The sequence below is a fragment of the Microbacterium sp. NPDC060132 genome, assembly GCF_042729675.1.
GTDB classification, from domain to species: domain Bacteria; phylum Actinomycetota; class Actinomycetes; order Actinomycetales; family Microbacteriaceae; genus Microbacterium; species Microbacterium sufflavum.
On sequence record NZ_JBHWXU010000001.1, the window covers coordinates 571,404 to 588,029 of the forward strand.

The following is a 16,626-nucleotide window of genomic DNA, read 5'->3' on the forward strand; positions in this document are numbered from 1 at the left end:
CGCCGCCGCCCTGGTCTCAGGTGCGCTGCCGGTTGCGCAGCGAGTCGAGGAAGACCGCCAGCAGCACGACCACGCCGACGACGATGTTCTGCCACTCGGTCTGGATCGACATGATGCGCAGTCCGTTCACGAGCACGCTCATGATCAGCGCGCCGATCACGGTGCCGAGGATCGAGCCGCGTCCGCCGAGGAGCGAGGTGCCGCCGATGATGACGGCCGCGATGGCCTGCAGCTCGTACCCGGTGCCGATCTGCGGCTGGGCGGAGTCGAGGCGCGAGGCGATCACGATGCCCGCGACTCCGGTGAAGGCCCCGGCGAACATGTAGATGAGGATCGTCCAGCGGCGCGTGTTCACACCGGAGAGGCGGGTGGCCTCCTCGTTCGAGCCGATCGCGAAGGTGTAGCGGCCGAGGAGCGTCTTCGACAGCACGAGGTAGGCGACGATCGCGAGGGCGGCGGTGATCAGCACGGCGTTGGGGATGCCGGGGATGATCACGCCGAGCGCGATCTTCTTGAAGTCGGGCGCCGAGGTCGAGAAGTAGATCGGCGCGACGTTCGAGATGACGAGGGCGAGGCCGCCGGCGATCATCATCATCGCGAGCGTGGCGATGAACGGGGGAAGGCGGAGGAACGTGATGTTCACGCCGTTGATGAGGCCCATCAGCACCCCGGTCGCGATGCCGCCGATCACGCCCAGCCAGACGGGGAGGCCGAGGTTGGTGACGATCACGCCGGTCATCACGGCGCACAGGGCCATGCCGGTGCCGATCGACAGGTCGATGCCGCCCGTGATGATGACGAACGTGGTGCCGAGGGCGAGGATGCCGATGACCGCGGTCGACAGCAGCACGGTGGCGATGTTGCTGAAGGTGAAGAAGTTGGGGCTGGCGATCGAGAAGAAGATGACCAGCACGATCAGGGTGCCGAAGGCCAGCGACTGCTGGAACTGGCGCTTCAGGAATCCGCCGATGTCGCGCTTGTCGGTGTTCTCGTTCACGGCCGTCTGGATGATGGTCGTCGTCGACCCTCCGGGCTGCTGTGGGGTGCTCATCAGTCTTCCTCCCCGTGGGCTGCGAGTTGCATGATCTTCTCCTGGCTGGCTTCCTCGTTGCGGAGCGTCCCGGTGATGCGCCCGTTCGCGAACACGGCGATGCGGTTCGCGACGCGCAGGATCTCGGGGAGCTCCGACGAGATGACGATGATGGACTTGCCGCTGTCGGCGAGCTGCTGCATGAGGCGGTAGATCTCCTCCTTCGCGCCGACGTCGATGCCTCGCGTCGGCTCGTCGAAGATGAGGATGTCGCAGTCGCGCATCAGCCACCGGGCGATGACGACCTTCTGCTGGTTCCCTCCGGAGAGCAGCTTGACGACCTGGTTGACCGAGGGGGTCTTCACGCGCAGCTGCTGCACGTACTCCTTGGTGCGGTTCTTGGCCTTGCCGTCGCCCATCCAGCCGATGCCGTTGGCGTAGCTGCCGAGCGAGGCGAGCACGGTGTTGAACGTGACGTCCTGTTCGAGCATGAGCCCGAGCAGCTTGCGGTCTTCGGAGAGGTAGCCCACGCCGTGCTTGACCGCGTCGGCGGGCTGGGCGATGCGCGCCTGGCGCCCGCCGATGGTGATGGTGCCGCCGTCGCGGTGGTCGGCGCCGATCACGGCACGGGCGGTCTCGGTGCGTCCCGCGCCCATGAGGCCGGCGAACCCGAGGATCTCGCCCTTGTGCAGCTGGAACGACACGTCTTTCAGGAGGGTCTTCGTCGACAGCCCCTGCACGTCGAGCACGACCGGGTCGTTCAGGTGCTCGCGGGCCTGCGGGCGGGTCCCCTCGTCGATCACGCGGCCGACCATCATCTCGATGATCTTCGGGATCGTGATCTCCGCCTTGTCGAGTGATCCGATGTATGTGCCGTCGCGGAGGACGGTCACGCGGTCGGCGAGGCGCCGCAGCTCGTCCATCCGGTGTGAGATGTAGACGATGCCGGTGCCGCGCGCCTTGAGCTGCTCGATCAGCACGAACAGCGTCTCGACCTCGCTGTCGGTGAGGGCCGAGGTGGGCTCGTCCATGATGAGCACCTTGGCGTTGAACGACAGTGCCTTGGCGATCTCGACCATCTGCTGCTCGGCCACCGTGAGCTCGCCGACGAGCTGTCGCGGGTTGAGGTGGATGCCGAGGCGCTGGAGCAGCTCCGCCGTCTGCGTGTTGAGCTTGCGCTCCGACAGGAACGGGCCGGTCGTGGGCTCGCGGCCGACATAGATGTTCTGGGCGACGGTGAGGTCGGGCATCAGGTTGAGCTCCTGATGGATGATCGTGATGCCGAGCTCCTGCGCCTGCAGCGGGCTGGTGAGCTCGACCTCGCGGTCCTCGAACGTGATGGTGCCCTCGTCCTTGGTGTAGATGCCGGAGAGGATCTTCATCAGCGTGGACTTGCCGGCGCCGTTCTCTCCCACGAGCACGAGCACCTCGCCCTCGCGCACCTCGAGGTGCACATCCTTCAGCGCCTGCACGCCGGGGAATCCCTTGCTGATCCCCTCGACCCTGAGGATGGGTCCACTCATGCGCTCACCTGCTTCCTTGGAGGTCGTCTCGCGATTGGCGGATCATTCCGCCGTAAACATCGGATCAATTCTGCGTCCTGCACCCGGGCTGGTGCAAGTTGTATCTAAATGTATCTAAAGATCATTCGATCGGGAAGACCTGTAATAACATCTTGATCTCGACCGAGGATCCCGTCGCCGCTGACCCGGCTCAGTGCAGCCGGATCGAGTCGACCGCCACGAGCTTGTCGCGGATATAGGCGTTGGCGTGCGCGCCGAGCTCGTCGTTGTCGGTCCAGAGGTTGCGCCAGATGCCCAGCATGCGACTGAGGTCGGGAGCGACCACCGCCGACGAGAACGACTCGAAGACGATCGGCCCGTCGTAGCCGATGCGGCCGAGCGCCTTGAAGAACGTGTCGAAGTCGACCGTGCCGGTGCCCAGATACCCGCGGTGACTCTCGCCGATGTGCACGTACCGCAGCGCCGGAGCCGCGTCGAGCACCGGGGCGAACATGTCCGACTCCTCGATGTTCATGTGGTACGTGTCCAGGTGCACGCCGAGGTTCGGGCGGTCCACCTCCGCCAGGTACGCCAGGGCCTGCCGCGCGGTGTTGAGCACGTTGGTCTCATAGCGGTTCACCACCTCGAGCGACACCGAGACCCCGCGCTCGGCGGCGTGGTCGGCGACCCGGGCGATCGTGCGACGGCTCGACGCGAGCCCCTCCGGTGTCACCGGGTCCATGTACTTCTGCATGGCGCTGTAGATCACGCCGCAGAAGTGGGTCCCGCCCAGCTCGGCCAGCACGTCGACCGCGCGCAGCAGCAGCGCCTCACCGGCCGCGACCACATCCGGGTCGGAGCTCGTGACGTCGGTCTCCGCGGAGAGCCCGAGGGAGGCACTGACCGCGAGACCGTGCTCGGCGAGGGCGCCCTTCGCCGCCGCGACGTCGAACGTGAACGGGTCCATCAGCGGGAACTCGATCAGGTCGAACCCGGCCTGCTTCGTCTTCTCCACCGCGAGGCGGATGCCGTCGGCGTCGAAGGTTCCGGTCCAGACGAGTCCGTGACAGCCGATGTTCATGAGACCTCTCCCGGCGGGTGTGCGGCACCGTCGCCGTCCGGACTTGGCACGTTCCAATTCCGGGTTCGACACACGTTAGGTCCGACGGCGACGGCCTGTCAAGAACTTTCTTGGCACGTTGCAATCCCTCGGCTAGCCTGGTGTCGCCGCCGGGGTCGCCTCGGCCCGTATCGACGAAGGAGACCGATGCCCGCCAGCGTGAAAGACGTGGCCGCCCTCGCCGGCGTCTCCTCCTCGACGGTCTCCAACTACCTCAACCACCCCCACGTGCTCGGGGAGGGCAGCCGGGAGAAGGTGCGGGCGGCCATCGAGCAGCTGGGCTTCGTACCGAACGAATCGGCACGGCAGCTGCGGGCGGGGTCGAGCAAGGCCCTGGCGCTGATCCTCCTCGACGCGTGGCTGCCGTACTTCCACGAGCTGTCCCGCGGTGTCGACGACGTGGCGCGCGAGGGCGGCTGGTCGCTCTTCTTCAGCAACAGCGACCGGGATGCCGACCGCGAGCAGCGCAACATCGACATGTTCGAGGCGCATCGCGTGCAGGGCATCGTCATCTACCCGCTCGGCGACGTGGTGCCGCGCCTGGAGCGACTCGCCGATCGCGGCATCCGCTCCGTCGTGGTCGGGCCGATCCGCGAATCCGCCACCGTCGCCTCCGTGCTGTTCGACGACCGCGCGGGCGGACTGCTCGCCGGCGAGCACCTCGTCGACCTCGGGCGGCGGCGCATCCTCTTCCTGGGCAACCCCGCGGTGACCGAGTCGAACGACCGCCTGGCGGGACTGCGCGACGCCACGGCGGGCACGGGCGCGGAGGTCGAGGTGCGGGAGGTCGGGCACCTCGCCACCGAGGACGGACTGACCGCGGGGGCAGAGATCGTGGCGCAACCCGCGGACGAACGGCCCGACGCGATCTTCGCCGCGAACGACATGGTGGCGCTCGGCGTGCTGACACAGCTGCTGCGGCACGGCATCCGCGTGCCGGAGGACATCGCGCTGGTCGGCTTCGACGACGTGGCCGAGGCGCACCAGAGCGTCGTGCCGCTCACGAGCGTCCGCCAGCCCGGCTACGAGATCGGTCGCGCGGCCGGTGCAGCGCTGCTGGCTCAGCTCGCCGACCCCGCGGCTCCCCCGCCCGCGACCCCGCCGTTCCCCGCCGAGCTCATCATCCGCGAATCCACCCGCGGCCGCTGACCCGCATCACACCGCACGCACCGTGGGCGCCGGATCCGGGTCACACCTCCGGAGAAGGGGCGCGTCCGGCGCCGGTAGCGCGCGGGAGGCCGGGTGTCCCCGCTGTTCCCCTGAGTTGTGAGCCGATCGTCAGGCGGAGGGGTGGCCGACGACGCCCTTGCGGAGCAGCGCGTTGCCGTACTTGCGGGTCTCGCCCGTGCGCACCAGGAGATACGCGTCCTTCGCGACGTCGTAGTACGCGAAGCGCTCCACGAACCGGGTCGTGTCGACCGCCGTGCCCGCCGCGTCCATGAGCTCGCGCTGCACGTCGAGCACCTCGCCGTCGGCCGACGCCATCAGGTCGAGGCCGGGCGCATCGTCGAGGGGCAGCACCGTGCGGATCGCCGCGACGACCTCGGGCGTCGTCGTGCCGGGGAGGTCGACCACCCGGGCGCCCAGCCCCCACGCGGGGAAGTGCGCATCGGCGACGACCACGGCGTCGGAGTGCCCCATGCGGTCGAGGTGCAGCAGCAGTTCGCCGGTCAGCAGCGGGTGGATTCCTTCGAGCACGAGGGCTCCTCTCGGGTCAGGCGGGGATGAGACCCTCGGCGGCGAGGTTCTCCCACAGTGCGGACGGGATCTCCCGCGCAGCGTACTCGGCGTTCTGCGTCAGCTGTGCGGGGCGACTGCCGCCCACGACCACCGAGCGCACCACGTCGGACTGCAGCGGGAACTGGATCGCGGCCGCGGGCAGCGGCACCCCGTGGTCGGCGCACACCGCGGCGATGCGCACCAGCCGGTCCCACAGCTCGTCCGGCAGCTGCCCGTACTCGTAGCGTCCGTCGCGCCGCGGCTCGTTCGACGCGAGCAGCCCGGAGTTGAACACCGAGGCCGCCACGATGCCGGTCGAGGTCTCGCGGCACGCCGGCAGCACGTCGACCGCGGCGGGCTGTTCGAGCAGCGTGTACCGCCCGGCGACCATGACCAGGTCGAGGTCCGCGGCCCGCACCGACGCGGCGAGCGCCTCCGACACCATCGAGCCGATGCCGATCGCGGTCACCTCGCCGTCCGCACGCACCTGCTCCAGCGCGGGGAGGGCCTCCGCCAGCGCGAGGTCGAGGTCGTGGCGCTCGGGGTCGTGCAGGTAGAGCAGGTCGATGCGCTCGATGCCGAGGCGTTCGCGCGACTCGTCGAGGCTCGTGCGGATGCCCTCCGCCGAGAAGTCCCACACGCGCTGCAGGGTGTCGGGCACATGGAAGTCGTTCGCGGTGTCGAGACCGCCCGCGTGGTCGGGGTTGGGGCGCAGCAGCCGTCCGACCTTGGTGGACAGCACGTACTCGTCGCGGGGCTTCGTGCGCAGGAAGGCTCCGAGACGACGCTCGGACAGCCCGAGCCCGTAGTGCGGCGCGGTGTCGTAGAAGCGGATGCCGCTCTCCCACGCCGCATCCAGCACGGCCCAGGCGTCGTCGTCGGACAGCTCCCGGAACAGGTTGCCGACGTTCGCGGCACCGTAGCCGAGCGTCGGGACGGCCAGGCGGTCAGGCACCGACATGCGCACCCGTCCAGGTGTACTCGGCGATGCTGTCGGTCTTCATCTCCATGCCGGTACCCGGCGCGGTGGGCGCCATGTACGAGCCGCCCTGGATGTCGGTCGGCACGACGAAGTGCTCGTGCAGGTGGTCGACGAACTCGATCAGCCGGCCCTCGCGCGTGCCCGAGACGGCGACGAAGTCGAACATCGACAGGTGCTGCACGGCCTCGCACAGCCCGACGCCGCCGGCGTGCGGGCAGACCGGCACGTCGAACTTCGCGGCGAGCAGCAGGTTCGCGATGTTCTCGTTGACCCCGGCCACGCGCACGGCGTCGATCTGCATGACGGAGATCGCGTCGGCCTGCAGCAGCTGCTTGAAGATCATGCGGTTCTGCGCGTGCTCGCCGGTGGCGACGCGGATGGGCGCCACCCCGCGGGCGATCTCGGCGTGCCCGAGGATGTCGTCGGGGCTCGTGGGCTCCTCGATCCAGGCGGGGTGGAACTCGGCGAGGGCGTTCACCCACTCGATCGCCTCCGATACCTCCCAGCGCTGGTTGGCATCGATCGCGATCGGGAAGTCGGGGCCGCAGACCTCGCGCGCCTTGCGGAAGCGGCGGATGTCGTCCTGCAGGTCGGCGCCGACCTTGAGCTTGATCTGCGTGAAGCCGTCGGCCATCGCCTCGCGCGCCAGGCGTTCGAGCTTCTCGTCGGAGTAGCCCAGCCACCCCGGGCTGGTGGTGTAGCCGGGGTAGCCGGTGGCGAGCAGCTGCTGCTCCCGCTCGGCGCGACCGGGCTCGGCGGCGCGGAGGATGTCGAGCGCCTCGTCGCGGGTGAGGGCGTTGGTGAGGTAGCGGAAGTCGACCAGGTCGACCAGCTCCTCCGGCGTCATCCGGGCGAGGAGCTGCCACAGCGGCAGGCCCGCGCGCTTGGCCTTGATATCCCACAGCGCGTTGATCACGGCGCCGATGGCCATGTGCATGACGCCCTTCTCCGGCCCGAGCCAGCGCAGCTGCGAGTCGCCGATGATCTCGCGGAAGGTGCCGCCCATGTCGTCGAGCAGCGGCTCGAGCTCCCGGCCGACCAGGTGCCCCGCGAGGGCGTCGATCGCAGCCACCTGCACGTCGTTGCCCCGTCCGATCGTGAACACGAACGCGTGCCCCTCGATGTCGTCCTCCGCATCCGTGCGCACGATGACGTACGCGGCGGAGTAGTCGGGGTCGGGGTTCATCGCGTCCGACCCGTCCAGGCTCAGGGACGTAGGGAAGCGGATGTCGGTGGTGTCGAGGGCGACGATACGGCTCACGGGATTCCTCTCCATGCACGGGACTTCTTCCGTGCGGATCCCTTGGAGTGTAAACATCCGATGTCTATACTGTCAACGAGACCGGCCGCCGCAGAGCGGCTTCCCGAACGATCAGGAGAATCATGAAGTTCGCGCGGCTCGGCACCCCTGGGGCGGAGATCCCCGTCCTCGTGGAGGGTGACCGCTACCTCGACCTCCGCCCACTGACATCCGATGTCAACGGCGACTTCCTCGCCGGAGACGTCGCCGCCCGCGTCGCCGCCGCGCGCGACGCCGGAGAGCTCCCCGAGCTGCCCGACGCTGCGGGGATGCGCGTCGGCGCCCCCATCGCCCGCCCCAGCGCGGTCATCTGCATCGGCATGAACTACGCCGCGCACGCGGCCGAGTCCGGCTCCGAGCCGCCGACCATCCCGATCATCTTCCTCAAGACCCCGAACACCGTGGTCGGCCCGAACGACACCGTCACGATTCCGCGCGGCAGCGAGAAGACCGACTGGGAGGTCGAGCTCGGCATCGTGATCGGCGCCCGCGCCGCCTACCTCGACTCCCCCGACGAGGCGATGGCGCACGTCGCCGGCTTCGTCGCCGCGAACGACGTGTCGGAGCGCGACTTCCAGATCGCGGTGTCGGGCGGGCAGTGGTCGAAGGGCAAGATCGCGTTCGGCTTCAACCCCACCGGACCGTGGCTGGTCACGCCCGACGAGGTGGACCACCGGGCCCTCGGCCTCCGCAGCTTCGTCAACGGCGAGCCGCGGCAGGACTCGAACACGAGCGACATGATCTTCCCGGTCGAGCAGATCGTGCACCACCTGTCGCAGTACGTGACGCTGGAGCCCGGCGACCTGATCCTCACCGGCACCCCGCAGGGCGTGGCCCTGTCGGGCAAGTACCCCTATCTCGCCCCGGGCGACGTGGTGGAGATCGAGATCGACGGCCTCGGCCGGCAGCGACAGGAGTTCGTGGCATGGGAGGCGCAGAAGTGAGCGGAACGATGGACGGCCTGGTGGCGATCGTCACGGGCGGAGCCTCCGGCATCGGCGCGGCGATCGCCCGCCGACTGCACGACGACGGCGCCACGATCGCCGTGCTCGACCGTGACACGACGAACGCCGACGAGAGCTTCGCCGCGTTCACGGCCGACGTGTCCGACCGCGCGAGCGTCGACGCGGCCGTGGCCGCGGTCGCCGAGCGCTTCGGCCGCATCGACATCGTGGTCAACAACGCCGGCATCGGCGCGCAGGGCGACATCGCCGCGAACGACGACGACGAGTGGGCGCGCGTGCTCTCGATCAACGTGACCGGCATCGCCCGCGTGACCTCGGCGGCACTGCCGTGGCTGCGGAAGTCGCCCGCCGCCGCCGTGTGCAACACCGCGTCGATCGCCTCCACCACCGGCCTCCCGCAGCGCGCGCTCTACTCCGCGTCGAAGGGCGCCGTGTCGGCCCTCACCCGCGCGATGGCCGCCGATCACCTGCGCGAGGGCATCCGCGTCAACGCCGTGAACCCCGGCACCGCCGACACCCCCTGGGTCGGGCGGCTGCTCGACTCCGCCGCCGACCCCGAGGCCGAGCGCGCCGCCCTCGAAGCACGACAGCCCCACGGACGGCTCGTCAGCCCGGACGAGGTCGCCGCGGCCGTCGCCTACCTGGTGGGACCGGGCGCGGGCTCGACCACGGGCACGTTCCTCGAGGTGGACGGCGGGATGGCGCAGCTGCGGCTCCGCCCCGAGTGACCTCGCACCCTCCTCGACGAGAGGGCCCGGCGACTCCCTGAGACGCCGGGCCCTCTCGCGTGCGGCCTGAGGTGCGGAGTCGGTGCGGGATCGAAAACGTGCCGCGCAGGGGCTTCGGGGGTGACATATCGCACGCGCACCGCGCGACGGGATGGGGCGGACGGGGCGGGGGGTCAGAGGCGATAGAACGCGGCGGCGGTGTCGTGGAAGAGGGCGGTCCGGTCGATGCCGCGGGAGTCCGCCCACGTCGAGACCGCGTCGGCCCAGCGGCTGCGGGCGGTCGGCTGATACGTCGACGGGGCGTCCGAGGCGGCGTCCGGGGCGGCGTCCGTCCCGGCGGGGCCGACCGCGGAGACCGGCCAGTCGGTACCCCACATCAGGCGCTCCGGCCCGAAGACGTCGGCCGCGGTGTCCAGGAACGGCTCGAGCTGCGCGAGGCTCCAGTCACCACCCGCCTCCGCCGGAAGGCCCGACACCTTGCAGTACACCTGCGGGTGGCGTGCGAGCTCGGCGAGGTCACGCTCCCACTCCGCGGTCGGGGCCAGCGGAGCGTGCGCGGTGCCGACCGCGGGCTTGCCGAGGTGATCCAGCACCATGCGCAGCTCGGGGATCGCGGCGGACAGCCGCGCGACGTCGGGCAGCTGCCACGACCGCACGCACGCGTCGAACGCCCAGCCGTGGGCCGCGACCTCTCGCGCGCCCGTCACGAACGCGGACGACAGCGCCACCGCATCCGGCTCGTCCTGCAGGATGTGCCGCACGCCCACCACCAGCGGCTCCGCCGTGAGGCTCTCCAGGTGCACGGTCGTGTCGGTGCCGCGGTCGAGTCGGGCACCCGCGACGATGCCGACCACCCCGAGCCGCTCGGCCTGTCCCGCGACCCACCGCACCTCGTCGAGCTCGTCGTCGACCGCGGTGCCCGCCTGCACGAAGATCGCGCGCTCCTCGGTCGACCCGTCGATGCGGGCGCTCTCGATCTCCTCCGCGGCGAACCGCCCGGCGAGGGGCCCCTCCAGCCACGAGTAGGTCAGAACCTCCGGGTCCCACAGGTGCAGGTGCGAGTCGAGGGTGCGCATGCCCCCATCCTGCCGTAGACATCCGATCACTGTGCAAGGATGACGCCATGGCTGTCACTGACGAGGCGATCGAGAAGATCAAGGCGATGATCGTGTCGGGCGAACTGGCGCCCGGCGATCGCCTGCCCCCGGAGAAGGAGCTGTCCGAACGACTCGGGCTCTCGCGCAACTCGATGCGCGAGGCGGTCAAGGCGCTCGAGGTGATCCGCGTGCTCGACGTGCGCCGCGGCGACGGCACCTACGTCACGAGCCTGGAGCCGCATCTGCTGCTCGAGGCGATCGCGTTCGTGGTCGACATGCACGACGACGACTCGATGCTGGAGATGTTCGCGGTGCGGCGGATGCTCGAGTCGCAGGCGACCGGGCTCGCCGCGACGCTCGGCAGCGAGGAGGCGATCGCGGCCGTGCAGGAGGAGGTCGCCGGCATCGACGCCGGCGTGAGCATCGAGGAGCTCGTCGACCACGACATCCGCTTCCACCGCGACATCGTGGCGATGGCGGGCAACGCCTATCTGGCCAGCCTGATCGAGCACCTCAGCAGCCAGACCGTGCGGGCTCGCGTGTGGCGAGGGCTCACCGAGGGCGGCGCGGTCGAGCGCACGCTGTCGGAGCACCGCGCGATCGCCGACGCCATCGCCCAGCGCGACTCCGCTCTCGCCACGTCGCTCGCCACGGCCCACATCGCGGGCGTGGAGCGCTGGCTGCGGCAGGCCGCGACCGCCTGAGCCGCACCGCGACGGAGCGAGCGGGGCGGGTCAGGCTCCCAGGCGCACCATGGCCGCGTCGAACTCGGCGGCGGAGGTGTCGCTGACCGGATTGGACAGCACCTGGTCGAGCACGTCGGGGGCGGCGGTGAAGTAGGGCACGCCGGCGCGTCGGAGGCCGACCAGATCCTCCGCCGACCGCAGCGACGCGGCGAGCACGTTCGAGTCGGTCCCCGCGCACATCTCCTGCATCCGCGCGATCACGACCTCGCCGTCGACGCCCGCGTCGCGCATCCGGCCGAGGTAGGGGGCGAGGTACCGGGCGCCGATCGCGGCGCCCGCGAGGGCCTGTGCCACGGAGTACACGGCCGTGACGAGCACGGTCGCCCCGTCGCGCACGAGGGCGGACGCGGCCGCGAAGCCGTCGGGCGTGGCGGGGACCTTCACCGCGACCCGGTCGCCCAGCGCCCGGATGCCCTCGGCGTTGCGCAGGAAGGAGGCGGTGTCGCCACCCCAGGTCTGGAAGAACACCTCGCGGGCACCCTCCTCGACCCATCGGGCGTAGAGGTCGGGGATCTCCGCGGCGGTGCGGCCGCCCCGTTCGAGGATCGTGGGGTTGGTGGTGACCCCGTAGACCACGCCCGCGGCGAGCAGCCGGGAGACGCGGTCGACGTCGGCGCTGTCGACGTACAGGCGGGGCGCGATCGGGGTCATCGGGGTCTCCTCGCGGGAACCTGTCGTTACAGGTTCGGTTTCGGCTAATGTAATGACAGCTCCGAGCCTAGTCAACGCCACCGGAGCGCCCGCGCTGTCGAGGAGGATCAGGAGCGAGATGACACCCGCACACCCCGGCGACCGCACCGGCGTCGTCATCGTCGGCAGCGTCACGGCCGACGTCACCACCTTCTCCGGTCGGCTGCCGGCCCGCGGCGAGACCATCCTGGGCGACGAGTTCACGCTCATGCTCGGCGGCAAGGGGGCGAACCAGGCGGTCGCGGCCGGACGCTCCGGTGCACGCACGAGCTTCGTCGGCTGCGTGGGAGACGACCTGTTCCACGACCTCGTGGTGGACGGGCTCACGGCCGCCGGCGTCGACCTCACCCACCTGCGCACGGTCCCCGGCCCCACGGGCATCGCGCACATCCGCGTCGACGCGTCGGCGCAGAACGACATCGTGATGGTGCCGCTCGCGAACGCCGCGCTCAGCACCGCGCAGATCGACGAGGCGCTCACCGCCCTCGCCCCCACCACCTCCGTCCTGCTGACCCAGCTGGAGACGCCGTCGGCGCTGACCGCCCACATCACGGCCCGCGGCCGGGAGCACGGCATGACCGTGATCCTCGACCCCGCCCCCGCCGCGGAGCTCCCGCCCGCCCTCTGGCGCAGCATCGACATCGTCACGCCCAACGAGACCGAGGCGTCGCTCATCAGCGGCATCGAGGTGACCGACGCGGCGTCGGCCGAGCGCGCGGGCCGCTGGTTCCTCGCCCAGGGCGTGGGCGCCGCGGTCGTCACGCTCGCCGGCCAGGGGTCGTGCGTGGTCACCGCGGAGGGCGCGACGGTCGTCCCGCCGTTCCCTGTCGAGGCCGTCGACACCACGGCCGCGGGCGACGCCTACGCGGGCTACCTCGGTGCCGCCCTCGCGAGCGGCAGCACCCTCACCGACGCCGTGCGCCTGGCGACCGCCGCCGGCGCCCTCGCCGTCACGAAGCAGGGCGCGTCGCCGAGCCTTCCGCACCGCGCCGAGGTCGACGCGTTCCTCACCGAGCGCGAGACCGCCCCCGTCGCGAACTGACCAGCCAGGAGCACCGATGCGCAAGACGTCCACCACGATCAACCCCGCCCTGTCCCGGGTGATCAGCGAGACCGGCCACACCGACACGATCGTCGTGACCGACGCCGGCCTTCCCATCCCCCCGGGGTCGGAGCGCATCGACCTGGCCTACCGCCCGGGCGCCCCCGCCTTCCTCGACGTGCTCGACACCGTGCTCGCCGAGCTTGTGGTGGAGGGCGCCACGGTATCCGCGGAGGTCGCGGAGAAGAGCCCCGAGGTGCTGGACGCCCTGCGCGAGCGCTTCGCCGGGATGGGCTTCGAGATCGAGCTGGTGCCGCACGTCGAGTTCAAGCAGCGCACCCGCACGGCACGGGCGTTCGTGCGCTCCGGCGAGTTCACCCCGTATGCGAACGTGATCCTGCACGCGGGGGTGGCGTACTGATGACCACCGTCGAGGACGCGATCGACCGCCACTCCGCCGCCCCCATGTACGACCAGCTGCGGCAGCTGATCATCGACGGCATCGCCCGCGACGGCCTGCAGCCCGGCGACCCGCTGCCCGGCGAGCACCGCCTGTGCGAGCGCTACGGCATCTCGCGCACGGTCGTGCGCCAAGCGCTCGCGCAGCTCGAGCACGAGGGGCTGGTCGAGCGGGTGAAGGGCAAGGGCACGTTCGTCTCCCGCCCGCGCACGAGCGAGAGCCTGGTGCACACCCTCGTCGGCCTGTACGACGACGTGGAGCGTCGCGGCGGGCACGTGCACAGCGACGTGCTGCGGCACGAGCAGACCGTGGCCGACGAGGAGGTCGCGCTGGCGCTGGAAGTGCCGGTCGGGTCGCCCGTGGTGGCGCTCGAGCGGCTGCGGCACGTCGACGGGGAGCCCTGGTCGCTGTCGACCACGTGGATGCCCGAGGCCGTCGGCGGGGTCACGCTCGGCGCCGACCTGACCGAGGGGTCGCTGTACCGGCTGCTGGCGATGCACGGCATCGTGGCGACGCACGGCGTGCGCTCCGCGGAGGCGACCGTCGCCACGCACGAGCAGGCGCAGCACCTGGGCGTCAGCGCCGGCTCGGCCCTGCTCCGGCTGCGCAGCGTCAGCCGCAGCGAGGACGGCACGCCCATCGAGTACTTCATCGCCTACCACCGCGGCGACCGTTCGCGCTTCGAGTTCCAGTTGCAGCAGGAGCAGTCGCAGGCGTCGCTGCTGCACGTCGACGGCGACGGCGGGGCCTCGCCCGCGGGTACCGTCGGCTGAGGGCAGCCCCACTACGCTCGAAGACATGAGCGACTGGACCAGCACCGCGATCGCCCTGCTGGAAGCCGACGCGAACCGCAGCGCCGACACGCACCTGCACCTGTTCCCGCTCCCGGCCGAGTGGGGCATCGACCTGTACCTGAAGGACGAGTCGGTGCACCCGACGGGCTCGCTCAAGCACCGGCTGGCGCGGTCGCTGCTGCTGTACGGGCTGGTGAACGGGCGCATCCGCGAGGACACGACGCTGGTGGAGTCGTCGAGCGGGTCGACCGCCGTGTCCGAGGCGTACTTCGCGCGGATGCTCGGTCTGCCGTTCATCACCGTGGTACCCCGGTCGACCGTGCAGGAGAAGATCGACCTGATCGAGTTCTACGGCGGGACCTGTCACTTCGTGGACCGCGCGGAGGACATGTCGCCGGAGGCCCAGCGCCTGGCGTCGGTGTGCGGCGGCCACTACCTCGACCAGTTCACGTTCGCGGAGCGCGCGACCGACTGGCGCGGCAACAACAACATCGCGGAGAGCGTGTTCAGCCAGCTCGCCCAGGAGCGGCATCCGATCCCGCGGTGGATCGTCATGGGTGCGGGCACCGGCGGCACGAGCGCGACCTTCGGCCGCTACGTGCGCTACCGCCGGCACGACACCCGGATCGCGGTGGTCGACCCCGAGGGCTCCGCCTTCTACGACGGCTGGGCCGGGACCGTCGACCCGCCCGCCGGGCGCCCGAGCCGCATCGAGGGCATCGGCCGCCCCCGCGTGGAGGCATCCTTCGTCCCGACCGTGATCGACGAGATGATCCAGGTGCCCGACGCGGGCTCGATCGCCGCGATCCGCCTGCTGCGCGAGCGCACACTGCACTGGGCGGGCGGCTCCACCGGCACCAACCTCTCCGGTGCGTTCCAGCTCATCGCCCGCATGCGTGCCGCGGGCGAGACCGGCAGCGTCGTGACCCTCATCTGCGACAGCGGCGTGCGCTACGCCAACACCTACTACTCCGACGAGTGGGTCGCGCAGCAGGGGTGGGACCTCGCCCCGCACCGCGCCCGCCTGGAGCACTTCCTCGCGACCGGGGTCTGGGCGGACTGACGCTCGCGGTGCCGGGTCAGCCGAGCTCGCCGGAGCCGTAGGGTCGCACCGGCTGCTGCTTCTGGAACTCGTATTCCCCGCCCTGGCGCCCTCCGAACGGACGACCGTGGTCGGCGAACTCCTCCCGGTAGTAGGCGAGGCGCCAGGTACCCAGCTCGATCCGCGAGCCCGTGCGGAGGATGCGCGCGCCGTCCGAGCTGTGCGGCAGGTTCGGCCACCCGCCGCCGGTGGGGGCGTGCGGGTACAGCACGTACTCGTCGTCCTCGTTGTGCCGGATCTCGGCGTGCACCGCTTCGAGTCCGTCGAGCCGCAGATCAGCGTCGGGACTCGAGCCGATCACGGTCCGGTCGGGCAGCAGGTCGAACTCGCGCGGACGACTGCGGTCCCAGTCGCCCGAGCCGACCGAGAAGATCAGGCGCGGGCGTCCCGAGCCGGGCAGGTAGTGCGTCGTGGTCACGCGACGGCGGACGTGGCGCACCACGGTGGGCACGAGCGGGAACAGCGTGCCGGGCGGGATGGAGAGCAGCGAGCCGCCGCCGCCGCCGCGGTCGCGGTCGCGGTCGCGGCGCTGCAGTTCCGTCAGCAGCGTGGTGAGGTGGCCGAGCCGGATGTGCGGTGATCCCGCGACCGCGCGGCCCACGGGTCCCGACCGCACGTCGCCGAACTCCACCAGGGTGCCGCGCGGTCCCTCCACCCGCACCCGGATGCCGCGGCGCGCGAGGCCGTCCGCGACGGGGGCGAGCTGCGCGAGGTCGCGGCGACCCATGCCGCCGAGGGTGGACGTGTCCGCGATCGTGACGACGACCTCGCGTCCCGCCGCGTGCACGGTGAACCGCGTGGGGCTGTCGTCGTCCGGGCCGCGGTGCTCGACCTCCAGGTCGATGTCGAGGCGGATCATGGTCGTATCCGCTCAGGCGGCGTGCGGTCCGTCGGTGGCGCGGTCGCTCGTGGTCACCCGCAGGGTGCCGTTGAACTTCCAGGTGGCGCGGGGCGCGTCGGGGCCGATGTCGCGCGGCACCTCGACGGTCATGTCCTCGAAGGTGTAGTTCACCGCCGCTCCTCGGCCGGTCAGGTACGCCCACATCTCCCGGCCGAGATCGGTCCAGTCGGTGATGGAGGCGCCGGTCGGGCCGGTGGAAGACGAGAACAGTTCGGCGGGGTGGTTCGTGTCGCTCATGGCGTGCTCCTTTGCCGGGTCCGGGTGTGTGGATGCGATTATGCGCGCGGTCCCGGTCGAAGTCCATCAGTTTCTGGGCACCGTCTAAAAAAGCACCACCGGAACCGGAGAGTGTGGACAAGATCGGGTTCGGGTGCATCCGCCGACCGCCCTGGCCCGGAATAAGGGGGCAATGGGTGGCGACCGCCGCCCCTGTTCAAGGAGGAGCATC

General features: G+C 70.8%; 18 protein-coding genes. 8 read left to right on the forward strand and 10 right to left on the reverse strand.

Features of this window, described 5'->3' with window-relative positions; translation table 11 throughout:
- Window positions 1-16: 16 nt before the first annotated feature.
- From ACFWCH_RS02950 to ACFWCH_RS02960, 3 genes are all read right to left on the reverse strand, one after another.
- Entirely contained in the window at window positions 17-1,051 is a 1,035-nt protein-coding gene (locus tag ACFWCH_RS02950) for an ABC transporter permease (protein WP_206252545.1), read from the reverse strand.
- On the reverse strand, window positions 1,051-2,553 hold the full coding sequence (locus ACFWCH_RS02955; RefSeq protein ID WP_378802875.1) for a sugar ABC transporter ATP-binding protein: 1,503 nt from the start codon (window positions 2,551-2,553) through the stop codon (window positions 1,051-1,053). The genes ACFWCH_RS02950 and ACFWCH_RS02955 overlap by 1 nt, the downstream gene beginning before the upstream one ends.
- 190 nt (window positions 2,554-2,743) lie before the next feature.
- On the reverse strand, window positions 2,744-3,613 hold the full coding sequence (locus ACFWCH_RS02960; RefSeq protein ID WP_136044847.1) for a sugar phosphate isomerase/epimerase: 870 nt from the start codon (window positions 3,611-3,613) through the stop codon (window positions 2,744-2,746).
- Between the two features lie 186 nt (window positions 3,614-3,799).
- On the opposite strand from ACFWCH_RS02960, the gene ACFWCH_RS02965 reads away from it, so the two are divergent.
- Window positions 3,800-4,801: a LacI family DNA-binding transcriptional regulator gene (locus ACFWCH_RS02965; protein WP_378802876.1), complete on the forward strand. Its 1,002-nt coding sequence runs from the start codon at window positions 3,800-3,802 to the stop codon at window positions 4,799-4,801.
- Window positions 4,802-4,930: 129 nt separating this feature from the next.
- Here ACFWCH_RS02965 and ACFWCH_RS02970 read toward each other — a convergent pair whose 3' ends face one another.
- The 3 genes from ACFWCH_RS02970 to ACFWCH_RS02980 are packed head-to-tail and all read right to left on the reverse strand — an operon-like array spanning window position 4,931 to window position 7,614.
- Window positions 4,931-5,350 (reverse strand): RbsD/FucU family protein, encoded by a 420-nt coding sequence (locus tag ACFWCH_RS02970; protein WP_136044849.1) that lies wholly within the window; start codon window positions 5,348-5,350, stop codon window positions 4,931-4,933.
- A gap of 16 nt (window positions 5,351-5,366) precedes the next feature.
- A complete protein-coding gene (locus ACFWCH_RS02975) occupies window positions 5,367-6,332 on the reverse strand; it encodes an aldo/keto reductase (RefSeq protein WP_136029468.1) in 966 nt (321 codons plus the stop codon).
- Entirely contained in the window at window positions 6,319-7,614 is a 1,296-nt protein-coding gene (locus ACFWCH_RS02980; protein ID WP_136029466.1) for an L-fuconate dehydratase, read from the reverse strand. Before ACFWCH_RS02980 ends, ACFWCH_RS02975 begins: the two co-directional genes overlap by 14 nt.
- 122 nt (window positions 7,615-7,736) lie before the next feature.
- Between ACFWCH_RS02980 and ACFWCH_RS02985 the strand changes: the two genes are divergently transcribed.
- Both ACFWCH_RS02985 and ACFWCH_RS02990 read left to right on the forward strand, forming a co-directional pair.
- Window positions 7,737-8,597 carry a fumarylacetoacetate hydrolase family protein gene (locus ACFWCH_RS02985; RefSeq protein ID WP_136029464.1) on the forward strand — a complete coding sequence of 287 codons (861 nt, stop codon included), beginning with the start codon at window positions 7,737-7,739 and terminating at the stop codon, window positions 8,595-8,597.
- Window positions 8,579-9,346 carry an SDR family oxidoreductase gene (locus tag ACFWCH_RS02990; RefSeq protein ID WP_136029462.1) on the forward strand — a complete coding sequence of 256 codons (768 nt, stop codon included), beginning with the start codon at window positions 8,579-8,581 and terminating at the stop codon, window positions 9,344-9,346. The genes ACFWCH_RS02985 and ACFWCH_RS02990 overlap by 19 nt, the downstream gene beginning before the upstream one ends.
- 173 nt (window positions 9,347-9,519) lie before the next feature.
- Here ACFWCH_RS02990 and ACFWCH_RS02995 read toward each other — a convergent pair whose 3' ends face one another.
- The gene (locus ACFWCH_RS02995; protein ID WP_136029460.1) at window positions 9,520-10,422 is read right to left on the reverse strand and encodes an amidohydrolase; all 903 of its coding nucleotides are present in this window, start codon (window positions 10,420-10,422) and stop codon (window positions 9,520-9,522) included.
- A 47-nt stretch (window positions 10,423-10,469) separates the two neighbouring features.
- Here ACFWCH_RS02995 and ACFWCH_RS03000 point away from each other — a divergent pair, with 47 nt between their 5' ends.
- Entirely contained in the window at window positions 10,470-11,147 is a 678-nt protein-coding gene (locus ACFWCH_RS03000; RefSeq protein WP_136029458.1) for a FadR/GntR family transcriptional regulator, read from the forward strand.
- A 30-nt stretch (window positions 11,148-11,177) separates the two neighbouring features.
- Here the strand turns inward: ACFWCH_RS03000 and ACFWCH_RS03005 are convergent, their stop codons facing one another.
- Complete coding sequence (locus ACFWCH_RS03005; protein WP_168387190.1) at window positions 11,178-11,840, reverse strand: transaldolase family protein; 663 nt, start codon at window positions 11,838-11,840, stop codon at window positions 11,178-11,180.
- A 118-nt stretch (window positions 11,841-11,958) separates the two neighbouring features.
- Here ACFWCH_RS03005 and ACFWCH_RS03010 point away from each other — a divergent pair, with 118 nt between their 5' ends.
- Genes ACFWCH_RS03010 through ACFWCH_RS03025 form a run of 4 tightly spaced genes read left to right on the forward strand, consistent with a single transcriptional unit; the run spans window position 11,959 to window position 15,238 of the window.
- Window positions 11,959-12,921: a ribokinase gene (locus tag ACFWCH_RS03010; protein ID WP_136029454.1), complete on the forward strand. Its 963-nt coding sequence runs from the start codon at window positions 11,959-11,961 to the stop codon at window positions 12,919-12,921.
- Window positions 12,922-12,937: 16 nt separating this feature from the next.
- Complete coding sequence (rbsD, locus tag ACFWCH_RS03015; RefSeq protein ID WP_136029452.1) at window positions 12,938-13,342, forward strand: D-ribose pyranase; 405 nt, start codon at window positions 12,938-12,940, stop codon at window positions 13,340-13,342.
- Entirely contained in the window at window positions 13,342-14,154 is an 813-nt protein-coding gene (locus tag ACFWCH_RS03020) for a GntR family transcriptional regulator (protein ID WP_136029450.1), read from the forward strand. The genes rbsD and ACFWCH_RS03020 overlap by 1 nt, the downstream gene beginning before the upstream one ends.
- 25 nt (window positions 14,155-14,179) lie before the next feature.
- A complete protein-coding gene (locus ACFWCH_RS03025; protein WP_136029448.1) occupies window positions 14,180-15,238 on the forward strand; it encodes a PLP-dependent cysteine synthase family protein in 1,059 nt (352 codons plus the stop codon).
- A gap of 16 nt (window positions 15,239-15,254) precedes the next feature.
- Here ACFWCH_RS03025 and ACFWCH_RS03030 read toward each other — a convergent pair whose 3' ends face one another.
- Together ACFWCH_RS03030 and ACFWCH_RS03035 are read right to left on the reverse strand one after the other, a co-directional pair.
- A complete protein-coding gene (locus tag ACFWCH_RS03030; protein WP_378802877.1) occupies window positions 15,255-16,136 on the reverse strand; it encodes an FHA domain-containing protein in 882 nt (293 codons plus the stop codon).
- A 12-nt stretch (window positions 16,137-16,148) separates the two neighbouring features.
- On the reverse strand, window positions 16,149-16,415 hold the full coding sequence (locus ACFWCH_RS03035; protein WP_136029443.1) for a hypothetical protein: 267 nt from the start codon (window positions 16,413-16,415) through the stop codon (window positions 16,149-16,151).
- Window positions 16,416-16,626: the final 211 nt, after the last annotated feature.

Coding starts and splice junctions, on each gene's coding strand:
- ACFWCH_RS02950 (WP_206252545.1), bottom strand. CDS start 1,051: ATGAGCACCCCACAGCAGCCCGGAGGGTCGACGACGACCATCATCCAG.
- ACFWCH_RS02955 (WP_378802875.1), bottom strand. CDS start 2,553: ATGAGTGGACCCATCCTCAGGGTCGAGGGGATCAGCAAGGGATTCCCC.
- ACFWCH_RS02960 (WP_136044847.1), bottom strand. CDS start 3,613: ATGAACATCGGCTGTCACGGACTCGTCTGGACCGGAACCTTCGACGCC.
- ACFWCH_RS02965 (WP_378802876.1), top strand. CDS start 3,800: ATGCCCGCCAGCGTGAAAGACGTGGCCGCCCTCGCCGGCGTCTCCTCC.
- ACFWCH_RS02975 (WP_136029468.1), bottom strand. CDS start 6,332: ATGTCGGTGCCTGACCGCCTGGCCGTCCCGACGCTCGGCTACGGTGCC.
- ACFWCH_RS02985 (WP_136029464.1), top strand. CDS start 7,737: ATGAAGTTCGCGCGGCTCGGCACCCCTGGGGCGGAGATCCCCGTCCTC.
- ACFWCH_RS02990 (WP_136029462.1), top strand. CDS start 8,579: ATGGGAGGCGCAGAAGTGAGCGGAACGATGGACGGCCTGGTGGCGATC.
- ACFWCH_RS02995 (WP_136029460.1), bottom strand. CDS start 10,422: ATGCGCACCCTCGACTCGCACCTGCACCTGTGGGACCCGGAGGTTCTG.
- ACFWCH_RS03000 (WP_136029458.1), top strand. CDS start 10,470: ATGGCTGTCACTGACGAGGCGATCGAGAAGATCAAGGCGATGATCGTG.
- ACFWCH_RS03005 (WP_168387190.1), bottom strand. CDS start 11,840: ATGACCCCGATCGCGCCCCGCCTGTACGTCGACAGCGCCGACGTCGAC.
- ACFWCH_RS03010 (WP_136029454.1), top strand. CDS start 11,959: ATGACACCCGCACACCCCGGCGACCGCACCGGCGTCGTCATCGTCGGC.
- rbsD (WP_136029452.1), top strand. CDS start 12,938: ATGCGCAAGACGTCCACCACGATCAACCCCGCCCTGTCCCGGGTGATC.
- ACFWCH_RS03020 (WP_136029450.1), top strand. CDS start 13,342: ATGACCACCGTCGAGGACGCGATCGACCGCCACTCCGCCGCCCCCATG.
- ACFWCH_RS03025 (WP_136029448.1), top strand. CDS start 14,180: ATGAGCGACTGGACCAGCACCGCGATCGCCCTGCTGGAAGCCGACGCG.
- ACFWCH_RS03030 (WP_378802877.1), bottom strand. CDS start 16,136: ATGATCCGCCTCGACATCGACCTGGAGGTCGAGCACCGCGGCCCGGAC.
- ACFWCH_RS03035 (WP_136029443.1), bottom strand. CDS start 16,415: ATGAGCGACACGAACCACCCCGCCGAACTGTTCTCGTCTTCCACCGGC.